Here is a 16,675-nt window from a genome sequence, read left to right on the forward strand (position 1 = left end):
CCACGAAAGCGTCAAACGATTATTTTCTGGCAGGTCTTCTGACTTACTCCATTTTTGAAATCCTTCCCATAAAAAAAACAGTGGATATATTTTTCAAAAATCTTGGTGTGGAGCTTACAGCAGCGGGTCTGTCCCGGATTTTCACCGGATTCCCTTTTAAGAGCTTTTTAGGGCTCACCAAATTTCGGCAAAGATAAAGAATTATTCCTAACCCCCAATTAAAATCATGATTCATAAACAATTAAAGCTCCCGAAGGAGCTTTAACATCATTTTATTAAGGGTTTCACTTTAAATTCCAATATTCAGGAAAATACTGAATCTCGACTTTGCTTCAATATCTCCGCCTGCCAACCGGGTATACATAGGAAGCATGAGTTCAGTTCCCAAACTTAGCTTTTTATAAGAGGCTTCAAATCCTAGTTTCCCATACAAAGCACTTCCTGCAGTATTGGGTAAAGCTTCATCGAATTGTTTATTCTGGGCATACACTTCTCCCTGAACGCCCGTCTTTACAGAAAAAATAGATTTTTCATTTCCCGCAACCTGGTAAAAACCCGTCGCAGCATAGTTCCATTGGTTTCCAAAACGGTAATTTTTCTTATTTTCCGTCTTGATCGTATAGTCTGTATTGACCATTACTGCCACTTTATCTTTCTGAAACTTATAATTCAAAGCGGCCTGATAATCCCAGCTTCCAGTTCCCAGCTGAAAACTCGGATTGACACCGGAAACTCCTTTTTCATCAAATTTCCCCAAAGGAATTTTCACTCCTAAACCTCCGCTCAGATGGTGGAAATTATCTTTAGAGCTCATCAGCTGGTAAATTCCCATCAGATTCAGATCCCCTATTCCATTGATTTTGATATCTCCCTGTAAGGTTTTCTTTTCATGGAAATGGAAGGGCAGACTTGCATATACACTCAGCTTTTTAGTCAATGGAATTTTCCCCCAAAGCTGCAGGGTATTGAAATACTGATCCTGCGTAAGATCTTTTACAAATAAATTTTCTTTGGCTTTGTAATGCTGGGCAAAGTATTTGATTCCGATAAACTGTGGGTTCAATAAAGATTCAAAGCCTGAAGATCCGTTTCCTGCTGCACAGCCGCAAGCATCACAATCATCATCAAAATCGAATCTGCTAAAGGTATCCGGAGCACTATAAGCACTGTCTCTAATGGTATTTGCCTGATACAGATTAAACAGGATCAAACTTAGTATCAATATAATCTTCTTCATTTTTTATAAATTATTCTGCAAATTTTGGATTGGATATAAAACTTTTGTCTGACAGTGTTTTCAGGAATGCAATGATCGACTGTTTTTCCTGACTGTTCATGGTAATTCCTATATGACCGTTCTGTTTCAGCTGTGGATCCAGATTGGCATTATCTTCTACCTGATTCGAATAGAAATTAAGGACCGCATCTAAGGTGTAAAATCTCCCGTCATGCATGTAAGGTGCTGTATATTCTACATTTCTTAAACTCGGAACACGAAATTTCATCCAATCTACCTGATTAAGGGTTACCCTGTACCGTCCTGCATCCTTAAATTCCGTGTTATAATACATTCCTGTATTCCGGAAACTCTCATCAGTAAACAGTTCTCCGCTATGACAGGAAGCGCACTTCTGCCCGAACAAAGCCATTCCCTGGGATTCTGCTGAAGTTAGTTGCTCTTTTCCCTGCTTGAATCTATCATATTTTGAATCTGCAGAAATCAACGAAGCCATAAACTGCGACAAAGCTTTTAGAATTCGTTCTCCTGTAATTGTTTCATCTCCATAGGCTTCTCTGAATAATTTTTTATACTTCTGATCATCTTTTATCTTTGAAATAGCGTCCGGTATGGAGCTGTCCATTTCATTAACATCTGTAATCGGGCTGATGGGCTGTTCATTCAGATTATGGATCACTCCGTCCCACATATATCGTTTCAAAAAAGCCATATTCTGAATAGGTGGTGCATTCCTGATTCCTATTCTATCGTCAACACCATGGCTTACGGTATGCCCGTGATGGGTAAAGGCATTTTCCTGAATATGACAGAAACCGCATGAAATGGTATTGTTTCGGGAAAGCCTTCCTTCATAGAATAATTTCCTTCCCAACTCCACTCCATTTTTTGTCACGGGATTGGTTGATTGATCAAAAGTCATTTCCGGGAAATAAGAAGGAAACTGCAGGTTATAAGCTTCATCTTTTTCCAACGGCTGAATCACCTCATCAGAACAGGAAATACAACTTAACAGAAATACAAGCAAAACCAGTATCGTTTTAACAAAAAAATTAATCATTGTGAACGTGGTCTACTTTAAACATTTTTGTAAGATTATTGGTAACATCTGCCAAGTGTTGGTTTGAGCCCATCAACATATCATTGGCCGTTGTAAGAGTAAGTGTCTTTTCTCCGCTCAAAAATTGGTTAAGATCTGCCAAAATGTGAACAGAAGGACGGATTGTTCCTGTTACTCTTGCTGTTGTCGGAAGATTCAATGTAATTTCACGGTATAGGTCAGGCTGCTCATTAGCAGTAACATTCCCCATATTTCCAGTGTGATTCATAAATTCCTTTGAAGGGGCATCATTCCCATATTTCCCTTCCAGTTTTACAAAGACATACCCGGCAGCCCATGACCACGTCATTCCTTTCTGTTTCGCTTTTGTCCAGAATTCAGCTTGCCCGTCTTGTCCCAGCAAGTATGCTTTTTGACTGATCCCCAATCCGAATCTTATTTTTTTGTAATTGTTTTTCGGAATACCATCCAAATTCAAATATATCACTCCGGCTACAGCATCTGCCTGATCGACGATAAAAGCTCCTTTATCAGGGTTGTTTTCATTGTATTTAAATTCATTTCCATTCTCGTCTATCAGGGCGATATTACTGATTACATATTTCAAAGCGGAAAAATGATGTTTCTGCCCATTAGAAGAAGTCTGAGTCGTTTGGTTCAAGACGATATCTCCAACATTATTAAATCCGTTTTCGAATTTGATCTGGAGTTTTCCGGGGGTGGTATCCTGTGGATTTTCATCATCCCTGCTGCTTTCGCAGGCTACAAAAGAGAATAAAGTAATGGCAATAAAGAATAGTGATAAAAATTTATAAATTTTCATTGTTGATTTTTTAAGTTGAATTATAATTTTTGAATGTAAAAACATTCTTTTTTTACCACAAAAGGCACAAGAGTTCTTACACTTAATTTTATTAAGTGATAAGCTTTATGCATAGAACACTTAAGCTTTTTTAAAATCAAAGATTTTTAATTGATGTAAGCTTTTGTGACTTTTGTGGTTGAATAGTGATAGTACAACTTAAAAAACCGGTGGTTTGAAAATGTGGGTAAGAAACAGAAAAGAGTAAGCTGCTTCGTAAGTAAAGTTGAAATTGAAAAACGGGCGTTTTTCAGTAGTAATGATCTCTGTGGTTGCAGGCAGGATATAGGTATCAAGGATTTTCTGTCCTGAGTTTTTGAGTTTCTGAAAGGGTGAAGATTCTGAATCATTGGTTTTCGCCAATTCTTTACTCAGGTAACATTTTCCGTTACAGTGAACCTCCGGTCTGCTTTTATTAATACAGAGAACTTTGACGATATAATCATAATTTACAGCATACTCTACCAATGGTACCAAAGGTCTTAGCACCATATAAAAAGTAAAAAGTATGCTGTAAAATAATTTCATCAGATTATTTCTTGCTTATAGCTTCGTCATATCTTCTGCTGATTTCTTTCCAGTTGGTAACGTTCCAGATAGCGGTAAGATAATCTGCTCTTTTATTCTGATATTTTAAATAATAAGCATGTTCCCATACATCAATTCCGAAGATAGGAGTTCCCTTCTCTTCCACTACATCCATCAAAGGATTATCCTGGTTAGGAGTAGAAGAAACGAATAGTTTTCCGTTTTTATCCACAGAAAGCCATGCCCATCCTGATCCAAAACGATCTGCTCCGGCTTTAGCCATTTTTTCTTTAAAAGCATCCATACTTCCGAAAGTTTCAGTAATGGCTTTTGCTAATTTTGCTGAAGGCTGTGTGTTTTTCTGAGGCGTAAGAACAGTCCAGAACAGTTCGTGGTTGTAATGTCCTCCTGCATTATTTCTTACTGCAGCAGGCAGTTTTGAAACATTGGAAAGAATCTGAAACAAAGTTTCTTTTTCCTGTGGAGTTCCTGTAATGGCTTTATTCAAGTTAGCTACATACGCTGCGGCATGTTTTGAATAATGAATTTCCATCGTTTGGGCATCAATATTTCCTTCCAAAGCATTATAAGCATATGGCAGAGGTGTCTGCTTAAACTGAGCCAGTGCAAACTGGGCCGCGAAAACTGCACTTAGAGCAGCTATTTTCAAAATCTTCATAACGTTTTTGTTTATGGTTTAACAATGTTTTCTTTTTAGGCAGGAAGATGGGAGATGGAGGATGGAACTCATTAATGTCATAACATAACTTCTTGAACTTCTATTTTGTTTTTACAGCTATCTCAAAAATCGCTAGAGCTCCATCGTCCGGAAGTACATCCAGCTTCCTCTATTTCAATAATTTCTTAATATCCTCAATCAGAATCTCTCTGTCCGGATGGTATTTTCCTGTCAGCATTGGTGTTTTACCTTCCGGATCTTCATAATTTAATCCTGAATAATACAGAATGGGCATATTTTCTTTATTATATCTGCATCTGATATTTCCGTCCTGATCTACCAGGGCAATCATTCCGCTATGGTTCAGGCTTTCTCCTTCATTTTCTTTATCGCCAACGTAGATATTAAATTTATCAGCAAGATCACCAATATAGGTTCGATCTCCGGTCAAGAAATGCCAGTTCGGAGATGTTGCTCCTATTCTTTGAGCATGTTCTTTAAGCGCTGATGGGGTATCGTTTTCAGGATCAATGCTGATGGAAATAATACCGAAATTGGGATCATTAATCTGATTCTGAATAGCTTTCATATTGGTATTCATCACCGGACATATTGTAGGACATTTGCTGAAGAAAAATTCTACGAGATATACCTTTCCCAACATATCCTTATTGGTGATCTTTTTACTGTTCTGATCTGTCAGTTCAAAATCAGGAACTTTCATTACGGTGTAAAGGTTCTTTTTAAAATACCCCATTCCTACCCCGATTCCCAGAAAAAGCAATGCAAACAACGCGATCGGTATGATTACCTTACTTTTATTATTGTTTTTTTTATTTTTGGGCATATTTCTCAGGGCTTTTTTTAAATTCATCCTTGCAGTACACACTGCAAAAACCATACGTTTTATTTTTATATACGGCTGTATCTTTAATAGATCCGGCAGTTTTCATGTGGCAGATAGGATCTTCTTCATTCACTACCTGTACATTTTCCACATTCTTTCCAGAGGAGTCCATGTGGCTTGCATGCTTTACCTTAGGCATTTCCTTGGCACACGACAGTAATGCTATTGACAGCAGGGCAGTCAAAATAATGGGAGATTTCATTTTAATGTTAAATTGAAATTAATAATGTTAAATAAAGTTATGACACAGTGCACAAGTCTGAAAAACCACAAATCCTTCAAAAGAATCAGGGGGATTTCTAACGGCTTACCAGTGTACATTTCAATTGTGGGCTATATCTTTAATGACTTATTAATAAAAGCTCTAATCACTTTTATTTCATTAACTAAAAACATAGTTTACGATAAAAATTAAGCCAGCGGAGGATGGAATATCCTTGAAAAGTATTCTGAAGAATGAGAATTAAAGTAACTTGAATCAGGAATTTCAGAAAGTAATTCCGAGTTCAAATGACAGGAGAAGGAAAGAATATCATGAGAAATAAAAACATCTAATCCTGCAATCTTTATGGTTTGGGAGCTATTGGATTGTTTTTCTGTTTTTGCCAGTTCTTTTTCCACGTAGCATTTTCCTTTACATGTTGATTGTGGTACATTTCTGTTCTCACAAAGGTTTTTCACAATATAATCATAGTTCACAACATAGTTTACCAATGGCAAAACGGGACGTATTGCAACGGTAAAAATGATGAATATGGAAATGAATAACCTCAACGATTTTTTTCTCTGTTACAAATATACTACTTCGAAACTATTTTATGCATGATTTATGATGAATGTCATTATGGTTGTTTACTGTTACCCACAAAAATTACAAAACTGTGGCTGTTACCAGTATTATTTTATCCCGAACTTTGATTGAAAATTAAGATCTAAGTGAAAAATTTAGTTCTTTATATCAAATTTAATCTTGTTGATAAAAGCTTTGCTGATGTTTTTGGCAGAGCTTTTTCTTATTTTGCTGGGATTCGCAAAGGCGCAAAAGTACTTTTGAATACTTATTGTTTGAAGGGGCAAGGATTTTATCTTCGATAAAATTGTACGGTGGGTTTATTTTCTCTTGCGAATGAGCGTGATTAAGCAGATTTATTGATTGGATAAAGCTTGTTTTGCTGGAACTCCTACGGAATACCTAGCATGATGTATATTTTTATAAAGCAAAAGCTCCACTGAAGTTCAGCAGAGCTTTTATTAAATATAATTTAGTTGTTTTTATTATTTGCTTCTTAAAATTTCATTCTCTGAATTCTCACTGCATTTAAAATAGCCAGCAACGCTACTCCTACATCTGCAAAAACAGCTTCCCACATCGTTGCCAGACCGCCTGCTCCAAGAATTAGAACAACTGCTTTTACCGCGAAAGCAAGGATGATATTCTGCCAAACGATCTTTTTCGTTTGTTTCCCGATGTTGATCGCCATTGGAATTTTACTTGGTTTATCATCCTGAATCACAACATCAGCAGTTTCAATGGTTGCATCACTTCCCAACCCTCCCATTGCAATTCCTACATCACTCAAAGCAACTACTGGTGCATCGTTTACTCCGTCTCCTACAAAGGCTACTGTTTGGTTTTTAGCTTTGATTTCTTTAACCTTATTTACTTTATCTTCCGGCAGCAGGTCTCCAAATGCATTGTCAATTCCCAGCTGATCTGCTACATATTTCACAACGGTACTTTTATCACCACTTAACATGGTGGCTTTTACATTCATTTTGTGAAGATTGTTTACCGTTTCTTTGGCATCTTCTTTTATGCTGTCTGCGATCGTAATATATCCTGCAAACTTTTTATCATATGCCACGGCAATTACAGTATACACAATATTAGCATGGTTGATATCGTAACTGATATTGAACTTATCCATCAGCTTAAAGTTTCCTACCAGAAGTTCTTTTCCGTTAACGGTTGCTTTCAGTCCGTGGCCAGCAATTTCTTCTACATTTTCTAAGGGAATAGCATGATTGATATCTCCTACGTAATTGTGAATGGCCGTTGCTACCGGATGGGTACTCTTGCTTTCCAGAACATTGACCATCTGAAGGATTTCATTTTTATCGAACTCAGAGCTGAAACTTACTTCCTGCACTTTGAATACGCCTTCTGTCATGGTTCCTGTTTTGTCCATCACCACATTCTGAATCTCCGCGATGCTGTCCAGGAAGTTACTTCCTTTGAATAAAATTCCGTTTCGGCTTGCCGCACCAATCCCTCCGAAGTATCCTAACGGGATTGAGATAACCAAGGCACAAGGGCAGGAAATCACAAGGAATATCAATGCTCTGTACAACCAGTCTCTGAACTGATAGTCATCTACAAAGAAATAAGGCAGCAAACAGATTCCTATGGCCAGAAATACAACGATAGGGGTATATACTTTCGCAAATTTTCTGATGAATAGTTCTGTAGGCGCTTTTTGAGCTGTAGCATTCTGAACGAGCTCCAGAATTTTACTCAGTTTACTATCTTCATAAGCAGTCGTTACTTTTACCAAAGCGATACTGTTCATGTTGATCATCCCTGCAAGAACGACTTCTCCTTTATTTTTGGTATCCGGCTTACTTTCCCCTGTTAAGGCTGCTGTGTTGAATGAAGCTGAATCTGAAAGCAGTTCGCCATCCAATGCCAGTTTTTCACCGGGTTTCAACTGAATAATGTTTCCTATTTTAGTTTCTTTGGCTTTCATTGTCTTGGGCTGATTATTTTCCATAATCGTTACCTCATCGGGACGCTGATCCAATAAAGCTTTTATGTTTCCTTTCGCTCTGGTAACCGCCATAGACTGGAATACCTCTCCTACCGCATAAAAAAGCATTACTGCTACTCCTTCAGGATATTCTCCGATGGCAAAAGCTCCAATAGTAGCAATACTCATTAAAAAAAATTCTGAAAATACGTCGCCTTTAATGATACTTTTATAGGCATCTTTCAACACCGGGAATCCTACAGGAATATAGGCTGCCAGAAACCATACTAAACGTACCCAGCCTGTAAACCATGAGGGTTTTATATAATTATCAAAAGCGATTCCCAATAACAAGATCAAAAAAGATATAATGGCAGGAAGAAACATCTGAAAGACCGTCTGATCTCCGGAGTCGTGAGAGTGATCATGGCCGTCATGGTCATGCCCATCTCCTTCTGCGTGATGATGTTTGTGTCCTTTTGTATCTGGTTTTTCCGGGGTTGTACTACAGCATTTTTCCATAACTGATATTTTTATACAAATGTAAAGGTGAGACTGATGCAATGCTATTGCAAATTTTCAAGACAGTTTTCGCAGATTCCTTTGGCAAACAACCGTATTTCGTCAATCCTGAAATTGGTCTGAATGTTTTCCGGAAAAGAAATATCTTCTTTACAGGTGGTTTGTTTGCATATTTTACAGTAGAAATGCAGATGCCAGTCTTTATGTGTTTTTTCATCACAGTCGTCTTCACATAGTTTATATTTTGTGGTTGTATTTTCCTGAATGCTGTGAACAATTCCTTTTTCTTCAAAAGTTTTTAATGTTCTGTAGATGGTAATCCTGTCAGCATTTTCAAAATGATTTTCTATTTCAGAAAGGGATAAAGCCGCTTCCTGAGAGCTTAAGAAATCATAGACCAAAATCCTCATACTCGTAGGTTTGGTATTTTTATCAATGAGCTTGTGTTCTATATCTTTTTTCATTGTTTAAAATTTTACAGATGGACTTCATTTTCTTCATAGCCTTCGTCTTCTATCTGAAAAGTGGTATGACTGATTTTAAAGTTATTAACCGTAGTATCTGTCAATGTTTTTAATAATTGATTTTGAGAATATCCGGTATCTTTTACGACATGGGCACTCATCGCATTGACACTTGATGTAAGCGACCACACATGCAGATCATGAACATCTTTCACTCCGGGAGTTTTCTCCAATGATTGACGAAGCTCATGAATATCCACCTCTTTAGGAGTTCCTTCCAGTAAAACATTGATTGCTTCTTTCAACAGTTTCCATGTTCTTGGAAATATCAATAATCCAATTGCTGCTGAAATTAACGGATCGGCATAGTACCAGCCTGTTGTCAGCATAATTACTCCGGCAATCATTACTCCTACAGAAGTAAGCATATCTGAAAGTACTTCAAAATAGGCGCCTTTCATATTCAGACTGCTTCCTGAGTCTTTTCTTAGAATCATCATTCCGACAATGTTGACGATCAATCCGATTCCGGCTACAATCAGCATCGATTTGCTTTGCACTTCCGGTGGATCTTGAAACCGCTTATACGCTTCAAACAAAACATAAATCGAAATTCCTAATAAAACAACAGCATTGATGACTGCCGCCAGTATTTCAGTCCGGTAATAGCCGTATGTTCTGGAGGGATCTGCTTTTCTTTCTCCTATTTTGATGGCGATAAATGCCAGCAATAAGCCTACCACATCGGTCAGCATATGCGCCGCATCCGCCAGTAAAGCGAGACTATTGGTAATGATTCCTCCTATTACCTCAGCAATGAGATAGGTTCCGCTAAGGCAAAGTACGATCAATAAACTCTTTTTATGTCTGCTTGCTGCCGAGACTGTTTGTGTTGGTGTGTTTTCCATATTGTGTATGGTTTAATTACATTTCATAATAAGATATATTTTCTTTTTTGGAAGGAACATTCTGCTCACCGATCATCTGTCTGATATTGATTTCTATGGTCTGAGCCAGAGAAGTCATCGGAGTGTCCACAGGACCATTTTCAAATGGATCCTGCATGATGATGGATGTTTTTTCAATAGCAATGAAGGTAATCGGAACCAGAAAAGTAATTGCAATTTCTACCACCAGCTGAGAATCATCAAGCCCAAAAGGAAGGATAGCCGCAAAAACATAGATCAAAATATGAACTAAAACACTGTAGGAGCGTGGAAAAACCGTATTCTTCAGTCTTTCACATTTCCCCATACTGTCACAGAGTCTTGTGATGATGTCATTGAGCTGCATCTGCTGAAAATCGGTCAGCCCTTTGGAAGCTACAATTTCTTTCAACTGTCTGGAGTGTTCATCCAGAATCGCATTAGGAATATTGGCTCCTTTGATCTTATGTTGATCCAGATATTGCTGAACTTTTTCTGAAAACGGTAATTTCCTCAGAGATTCTCCAAGTGCATAGGTCCAGATGATCTGTCTTTCGGCAAAATCTTTTATTGCTTTTTCATCTCCTGCGGGCATAAACTGGATGATCAGTCTCACAAAAGTCCGGGAATCATTCACAATAGCACCCCAAACGGTTCTGGCTTCCCACCATCTTTCGTAAGATTGGGAAGTCCTGAAAGCCAGCAGTAGTGATACTGCCGTTCCCAGTAATGCAGGAATATTCAAGGGAAGCGATATTTTACGAAACCCTGGCAGCATGTCCAAAAGGCCAATGGCTACAGCAAATATTCCGATAAACAGAATTTGGGATTTTATTTCACGGATGAAATACCAGACTGATATTTTTTTGTTTAATAACATAATCGGGTTATTTATTAAAATTCGGTGAGATGATCTTTACTCTTTTCCAGCCTAAAACAATTCCGTAAACAGTTCTAATATAAGGATAAAAATTAACTTTTACTGGTTCCGGCTGCTTTCATTAATGTTCGTGTTCTCCTGAATTCACCAGTTTAGCATTCACAAAAAAGGCTCCTTTCACTACAATTTTTGCACTGTCAGGAATATTTCCTACCGATGTTATGGCTGTATATCCCATATCAGATGTTCCTTTCACCACTTCTATTTTTTCAAAGTTTAAGGTTTTCGGATGAGGTTTTCCTTTTTCGTCATGTTCTTCTTCCTGTTTTTTGTCGGTCTGGATAAAAACATAATATTTTCCGTCTGCTTCTACAATAGCTTCCGTAGGAACTGCGGGAGTTGTACTTTTATCAAGGCTTACAATTCCGGTGATATTCATTCCGTCAATCAGACCAGATTTGTTTCCGATCACTTCACAGTGCATAGAGATGGTTTTACTTTCGTTTTCAAAAGAAGATCCTATGCTGTAAATCCTTGCATCGTATTCCGTTTCCGGATTGTTGGTCAGCTTAAAGTGAACAATCTGCCCTACTCTCATTTTCGGAAGGTCTTTTTCAAACACCTGAAGATCGAGATGAATAGAACCGTTATCTATCACGGTTGCAACGGGAGAAGAAATATCTACATAGCTTCCAATCTGTGCGGTAATACTGCTGATCGTCCCGTTGATAGGTGCTGTAATCACCAATCCGGATTTCATATTCCCATTGCTTACTTTTCCCGGGCTGATACCCATCATCTGAAGCTGTTTTAAAAGGGAGGCTCTTTTTGTTCTTAAGGTTTTCAGTTCAGCATCGGCACTCTGAAGGTTTTTCTTGGCTCCTGCATCATTATCAAAAAGTTCTCTTTGTCTTCTGTATTCCTGTTCTGCGTAGGTTATTCTACTGTTGGTAGTCAGATAATCCTCCTGAAGCTGTATATATTCCGGGTTGGCAATAGTGGCAATCACCTGTCCTTTCTTTACAATACTTCCTACCTGGATATTGATGGTTTTAATAATTCCTCCATACAGAGAGGTGATGGTTGCTTTATTGCTGTTGGGTACACTCAGTAGACCATTAGCTTTGATCGTAGATGTCAACTCCTTCATTTCTACGGTTCCCAAGGCTACTCCTACAGACTTCATCTGGTCTTCTGTGAGAGAAGCAATAGTTGCCAGAGCTTCTTCATGGGCAGCTTCTTTCTGCTCTGTTTTTTCAGGGGCTTTTTCTTCCGCGGCTTCTTTTTTCCCACAACTTGTTATCAACAATGAGATCAGGATAAGGGGGATGATATTATATTTGAGTTTCATATGCGAATATGTATTTTTTCTTATGCTATCTGCTATCGTCTTCATTTGCCTGGCAGAACATTGTATGAATAGCGATTTCATATTATTTATTAATGATTGAATTAATGGTAACAACAGATTGGTTCACCTGCTGGATTGATTCCAGGTATTTTAGTTGAATATTGGTTGCAGTCTGCAGTGCAAAAAGATATTCTACATACGAGATCTCTCCTGTTTTATATCCTAATTGAGCTGCTTTTACAATTTTCTCAGCGTTCGGCAATGCCTGGCTTGTATAATATTCGTACTGCTGCATATCCTGCTGATATTGGCTGAAAACATTTTCCAGCTGTGCTGAAAGCTGTTTTTGCTGCATTTTCGCATTGGTTTCTGCTACCTGTCTGTCATATTCCAATGCCTGGATTCTTGCTTTTGTAGCCCCAAACGTCAAAGGAATTGCCACTCCTACGGTTGCTGACTGAAAACGTTTCCCTGAATCATAAAAATTCTCCTGACCGTTGATGGTATGAAGACCTATCAAGGACTGATTGGTATATTTTAAACTGAAATCCGGCAATCCAAGAGATTTTTCTACCTTTTTATTTTTTTCAGCAATTTCCATTTCCTGATAAAAGGCCCTTACCGATGGGTTGTTGGCTACCACTGCACTGTCGAGTACATTTTCTGCTTTTAAAGGGGCATAGTCTTTATTGAACGGAACTTCAAAATCTTCTGAAGTGTTCATAAGGGTCTTTAAGTTTTTATAAGCATTATTCAGATAGACTTCATTTTGTCTGAGCAGCAGATCAATTTCTCCTTTCTGGGTCTCTGCTGTACTGATTTCAATCTTTTTGATATCACCCGCTTTGAATCTTACGCTTGCAATTCTGATAAATTCCTCATAATACTTGTCCAGACTTGTCAGCTGAGCTTTATTATATTGGAGATATTCGATCTGATAATAATAAGTACGCACTTGTTTTACCAGTTCGTTGGACGTAATTTCTTTATCAATCTTTTTGCTTTTAATATTCTCATTGATTAAATCTTTCCTGGCTTTAAACAGTGTTGGAAAAGGAATACTTTGTGAGATGGCAAACGACTGGTCAAATTTCGGACTGTTGTACTGTCCAAGCTGTGCTTCAAAGCCTAGTTTAGGAAGTTCTTTTGCTGTTGGTCTCAATGCTTCAGCAGATTTTATACTTAAGTCTTTTGACAGCAGGGTTAAATTATTATTCACTGCCTGTTCTACTGCCTGTTCTACAGAAATAGGTCTGGACTGCGCCTTAAAAGTCTGTCCCAGCATCATGAATCCTAAAACAAGAACTGCCGTAAATGTTCCCGCCTTATTATTTTTTCTTTTCAAAATCTTTGTGTTAAAAATGATATACAGCATCGGCAGAACGAATAAGGTAAGGAATGTAGCCGTCACCAGCCCACCAATTACTACCGTTGCCAGAGGTTTCTGTACTTCTGCTCCTGCACCGGTGGAAATCGCCATTGGTAAAAACCCTAATGAGGCTACTGTAGCGGTCATTAATACCGGTCTCAATCTGGTTTTTGTTCCTTCGAATACTCTTTTCAGAATATCTGTTTCACCCTCTTTTTCCAGCTGGTTGAATGTTCCTATCAGGACTATTCCGTTAAGCACCGCTACTCCGAAGAGTGCAATAAACCCAATTCCGGCACTAATACTGAAAGGCATATCTCTTACGACAAGTGCGAATACACCCCCAATGGCACTCATAGGAATTGCTGTAAAAATTAATCCAGCCTGTTTGAATGAGCGGAAAGTAAAATACAGCAGCATAAAAATAAGAAGCAGCGATACCGGAACAGCGATCATCAGACGCTTGCTAGCTTCTTGAAGGTTTTCAAACTGTCCTCCGTAGGTAAAGTAGTAGCCGGAGGGAAGTTTCACTTTATTCAGTTTTCCCTGAATATCTTTCACTACGCTTTCCACATCACGATCTTTTACGTTGAATCCGATTACAATTCTACGTTTACCCTGTTCACGACTGATCTGTGCCGGTCCCAGTTTGTAACTTATATTGGCCACCTGTGATAATGGAATCTGTGCTCCTGTACTGGAAGTGATCATCAGGTTATTCACATCTGAAATATCAGTTCTATGAAGACTGTCCAGGCGGACTACCAAATCAAAACGTCTTTCATTTTCAAAAACCTGTCCTGCCGATTTTCCTGCAAAAGCTGTACTTACTGCATTATTGACATCTTCGATATTCAATCCATAATTGGCAATTCTTGTTCTATCATACTGTACATTGATCTGCGGAAGACCACTCACTCTTTCAATCTGAGGGGCAGTGGCTCCGTCAACGGTTTGAATGATTTTCCCAACCTTATCTGCGTACACTGCCAGAGAATCCAAATTTTCCCCAAAGATCTTTACCGCAACATCCTGTCTGATTCCTGTCATCAGCTCATTGAAACGCATCTGAATAGGCTGGTTTTTCTCAAAAAATACGCCCGGAATGGTTTCCAGCTTTTCGCTGATCTCATCAGCAAGTTCGTCATAGGATTTTTTGGTTTTCCACTCGCTTTGCGGCTTTAAAACCACAATCATATCAGTAGCTTCAGGTGGCATCGGATCTGTGGGAACCTCAGCGGAACCGGTTTTTCCGACCACCATTTTCACCTCATCAAATTGTTTGATAATTCTTGATGCCTGCATGGAGGTTTCTATACTCTGACTAAGCGAGCTTCCCTGTGGCAAAATACAGTGAAATGCATAATCTCCTTCCTGTAACTGCGGAATAAATTCACCACCCATATTTTTAAAAATGAAAGCAGAAATAAGAAAAACCACAGCAGTCGCTGAAACAATAATATATTTTATTTTAATGGCTTTATGTAATAATGGCTGATACACCTTTTGCAGGCTGTTCATCATTTTATCGGAGAAGGTTTCTTTATGGGATATTTTCTTAGATAAAAACAGGGCGCTCATCATTGGAATATAAGTCAAAGACAAAATCAACGCTCCCAGAATAGCAAACCCTACTGTTTTGGCCATTGGAGTAAACATTTTCCCTTCTACACCAGCCAGTGTAAGAATCGGAATGTATACGATAAGGATGATAATTTCCCCGAAGGCTGCACTGCTTCTTATTTTTGATGCAGAAAGGAATACTTCTTCATCCATTTCGGACTGCGTTAATGTCCGGATTGATTTTCTTACTCCCAAATGATGTAATGTGGCTTCTACAATGATCACCGCACCATCCACAATTAATCCAAAATCTATGGCTCCAAGACTCATCAGGTTTGCACTTACCCCAAAAACATTCATCATTCCCAGAGCAAACAGTAAGGAAAGCGGAATGGCCGAAGCTACAATAAGCCCGGCTCTCAGGTTTCCCAGAAAAACAACAAGAACGAAAATAACGATTAATGCTCCTTCGATGAGGTTTTTCTGTACAGTATTGATGGCTCTGTCTACAAGGTCTGTTCTGTCCAGAAATGGTTCTATAATAACATCATTGGGAAGAGACTTCTGAATGGTAGGGATTTTCGCTTTGATATTGTTGACAACTTCATTACTGTTTGCTCCTTTTAACATCATGACTACTCCACCTACGGCATCCACTTTACCATCATACGTTAATGCTCCATAACGAACAGCACTTCCTAAACGAACATTAGCAACATCCTTTATAAAGATCGGAACGCTGCCTGTTTCATTTTTAACAGCAATATTTTTAATGTCTTCCAAAGAAGTTACCAGTCCTATTCCTCTGATAAAATAAGCGTTGGGTTTTTTATCGATATAGGCTCCTCCCGTATTCTGATTGTTTTTTTCCAGCGCTGTAAATATTTCGGTAATACTCGTTCCCATTGCTTTTAGCCGATTGGGATCTATGGCAACTTCGTACTGTTTTAATTCTCCTCCAAAACTGTTGATCTCAGCAACTCCCGGAGTTCCGTTCAACTGTCTACGCACGATCCAGTCCTGCATGGTACGCAGTTCTTTAGCATCGTACTTCTTTTCGCTTCCTTTTTTAGGGTGAAGAATATACTGATACACTTCTCCAAGTCCTGTACTTACAGGAGCCAGCTCCGGAGTTCCTACTCCTTTTGGAATTTCTTCCACTGCATTTTTCAGCTGTTCATTAATGAGCTGTCTCGCAAAGTAAACATCAACATTTTCCTTGAACACCACTGTAATCACAGAAAGTCCGAATCTTGAAATACTTCTTGTTTCCTGAATATCGGGAACATTGGCAATACTCTGTTCAATGGGAAAGGTAACCAGCTGTTCCACTTCCTGCCCCGCCAATGTAGGACATACAGTAATGATCTGCACCTGATTGTTGGTGATATCCGGTACAGCATCTATCGGTAATCTGGAGGCACTCCATGTTCCCCAGATGATCAGCACCAGAGTCATCAAACCTATGATTACCTTATTTTTGATACTGAATTTTATGATTTTATCTAACACAATTAATATTTAATTTTTATTGAAAATGAATGCACACAGCATTACAATGCTGATGCAAAAATATCCTG

General features: G+C 38.5%; 14 protein-coding genes and 1 riboswitch. All 14 genes read right to left on the reverse strand.

The features are described 5' to 3' along the window. Positions 1-11: 11 nt before the first annotated feature. Positions 12-197: riboswitch (cobalamin riboswitch) on the reverse strand. A 92-nt stretch (positions 198-289) separates the two neighbouring features. Then, entirely contained in the window at positions 290-1,237 is a 948-nt protein-coding gene (locus tag AC07UM_RS10600) for a transporter (RefSeq protein WP_494683532.1), read from the reverse strand. Positions 1,238-1,247: 10 nt separating this feature from the next. Next, entirely contained in the window at positions 1,248-2,297 is a 1,050-nt protein-coding gene (locus AC07UM_RS10605; RefSeq protein ID WP_494683531.1) for a cytochrome-c peroxidase, read from the reverse strand. Beyond that, positions 2,290-3,120, reverse strand: a complete 831-nt coding sequence (locus AC07UM_RS10610; protein ID WP_494683530.1) for an MbnP family protein — start codon at positions 3,118-3,120, stop codon at positions 2,290-2,292. Before AC07UM_RS10610 ends, AC07UM_RS10605 begins: the two co-directional genes overlap by 8 nt. A gap of 198 nt (positions 3,121-3,318) precedes the next feature. Continuing rightward, positions 3,319-3,687 carry a hypothetical protein gene (locus tag AC07UM_RS10615; protein ID WP_494683529.1) on the reverse strand — a complete coding sequence of 123 codons (369 nt, stop codon included), beginning with the start codon at positions 3,685-3,687 and terminating at the stop codon, positions 3,319-3,321. 4 nt (positions 3,688-3,691) lie between these two features. Beyond that, positions 3,692-4,366, reverse strand: a complete 675-nt coding sequence (locus AC07UM_RS10620; protein ID WP_494683528.1) for a superoxide dismutase — start codon at positions 4,364-4,366, stop codon at positions 3,692-3,694. A 169-nt stretch (positions 4,367-4,535) separates the two neighbouring features. Next, positions 4,536-5,213, reverse strand: a complete 678-nt coding sequence (locus tag AC07UM_RS10625) for an SCO family protein (RefSeq protein ID WP_494683527.1) — start codon at positions 5,211-5,213, stop codon at positions 4,536-4,538. Further along, positions 5,200-5,475 (reverse strand): YHS domain-containing protein, encoded by a 276-nt coding sequence (locus AC07UM_RS10630; protein ID WP_494683526.1) that lies wholly within the window; start codon positions 5,473-5,475, stop codon positions 5,200-5,202. The genes AC07UM_RS10625 and AC07UM_RS10630 overlap by 14 nt, the downstream gene beginning before the upstream one ends. Before the next feature lie 209 nt (positions 5,476-5,684). Then, positions 5,685-6,047 carry a hypothetical protein gene (locus AC07UM_RS10635; protein ID WP_494683525.1) on the reverse strand — a complete coding sequence of 121 codons (363 nt, stop codon included), beginning with the start codon at positions 6,045-6,047 and terminating at the stop codon, positions 5,685-5,687. Positions 6,048-6,559: 512 nt separating this feature from the next. Next, positions 6,560-8,542 carry a heavy metal translocating P-type ATPase gene (locus AC07UM_RS10640; protein ID WP_494683524.1) on the reverse strand — a complete coding sequence of 661 codons (1,983 nt, stop codon included), beginning with the start codon at positions 8,540-8,542 and terminating at the stop codon, positions 6,560-6,562. 44 nt (positions 8,543-8,586) lie between these two features. Next, a complete protein-coding gene (locus AC07UM_RS10645) occupies positions 8,587-9,006 on the reverse strand; it encodes a Fur family transcriptional regulator (RefSeq protein ID WP_076595929.1) in 420 nt (139 codons plus the stop codon). A gap of 11 nt (positions 9,007-9,017) precedes the next feature. Continuing rightward, positions 9,018-9,914 carry a cation diffusion facilitator family transporter gene (locus AC07UM_RS10650; protein WP_494683523.1) on the reverse strand — a complete coding sequence of 299 codons (897 nt, stop codon included), beginning with the start codon at positions 9,912-9,914 and terminating at the stop codon, positions 9,018-9,020. 16 nt (positions 9,915-9,930) lie between these two features. Then, entirely contained in the window at positions 9,931-10,812 is an 882-nt protein-coding gene (locus AC07UM_RS10655; protein ID WP_494683522.1) for a bestrophin family protein, read from the reverse strand. Between the two features lie 121 nt (positions 10,813-10,933). Further along, complete coding sequence (locus AC07UM_RS10660) at positions 10,934-12,163, reverse strand: efflux RND transporter periplasmic adaptor subunit (protein WP_494683521.1); 1,230 nt, start codon at positions 12,161-12,163, stop codon at positions 10,934-10,936. Positions 12,164-12,245: 82 nt separating this feature from the next. Next, positions 12,246-16,607, reverse strand: a complete 4,362-nt coding sequence (locus AC07UM_RS10665) for a CusA/CzcA family heavy metal efflux RND transporter (protein WP_494683520.1) — start codon at positions 16,605-16,607, stop codon at positions 12,246-12,248. Positions 16,608-16,675: the final 68 nt, after the last annotated feature.

The sequence above is a fragment of the Chryseobacterium sp. GW821-FHT04C04 genome, assembly GCF_059420365.1.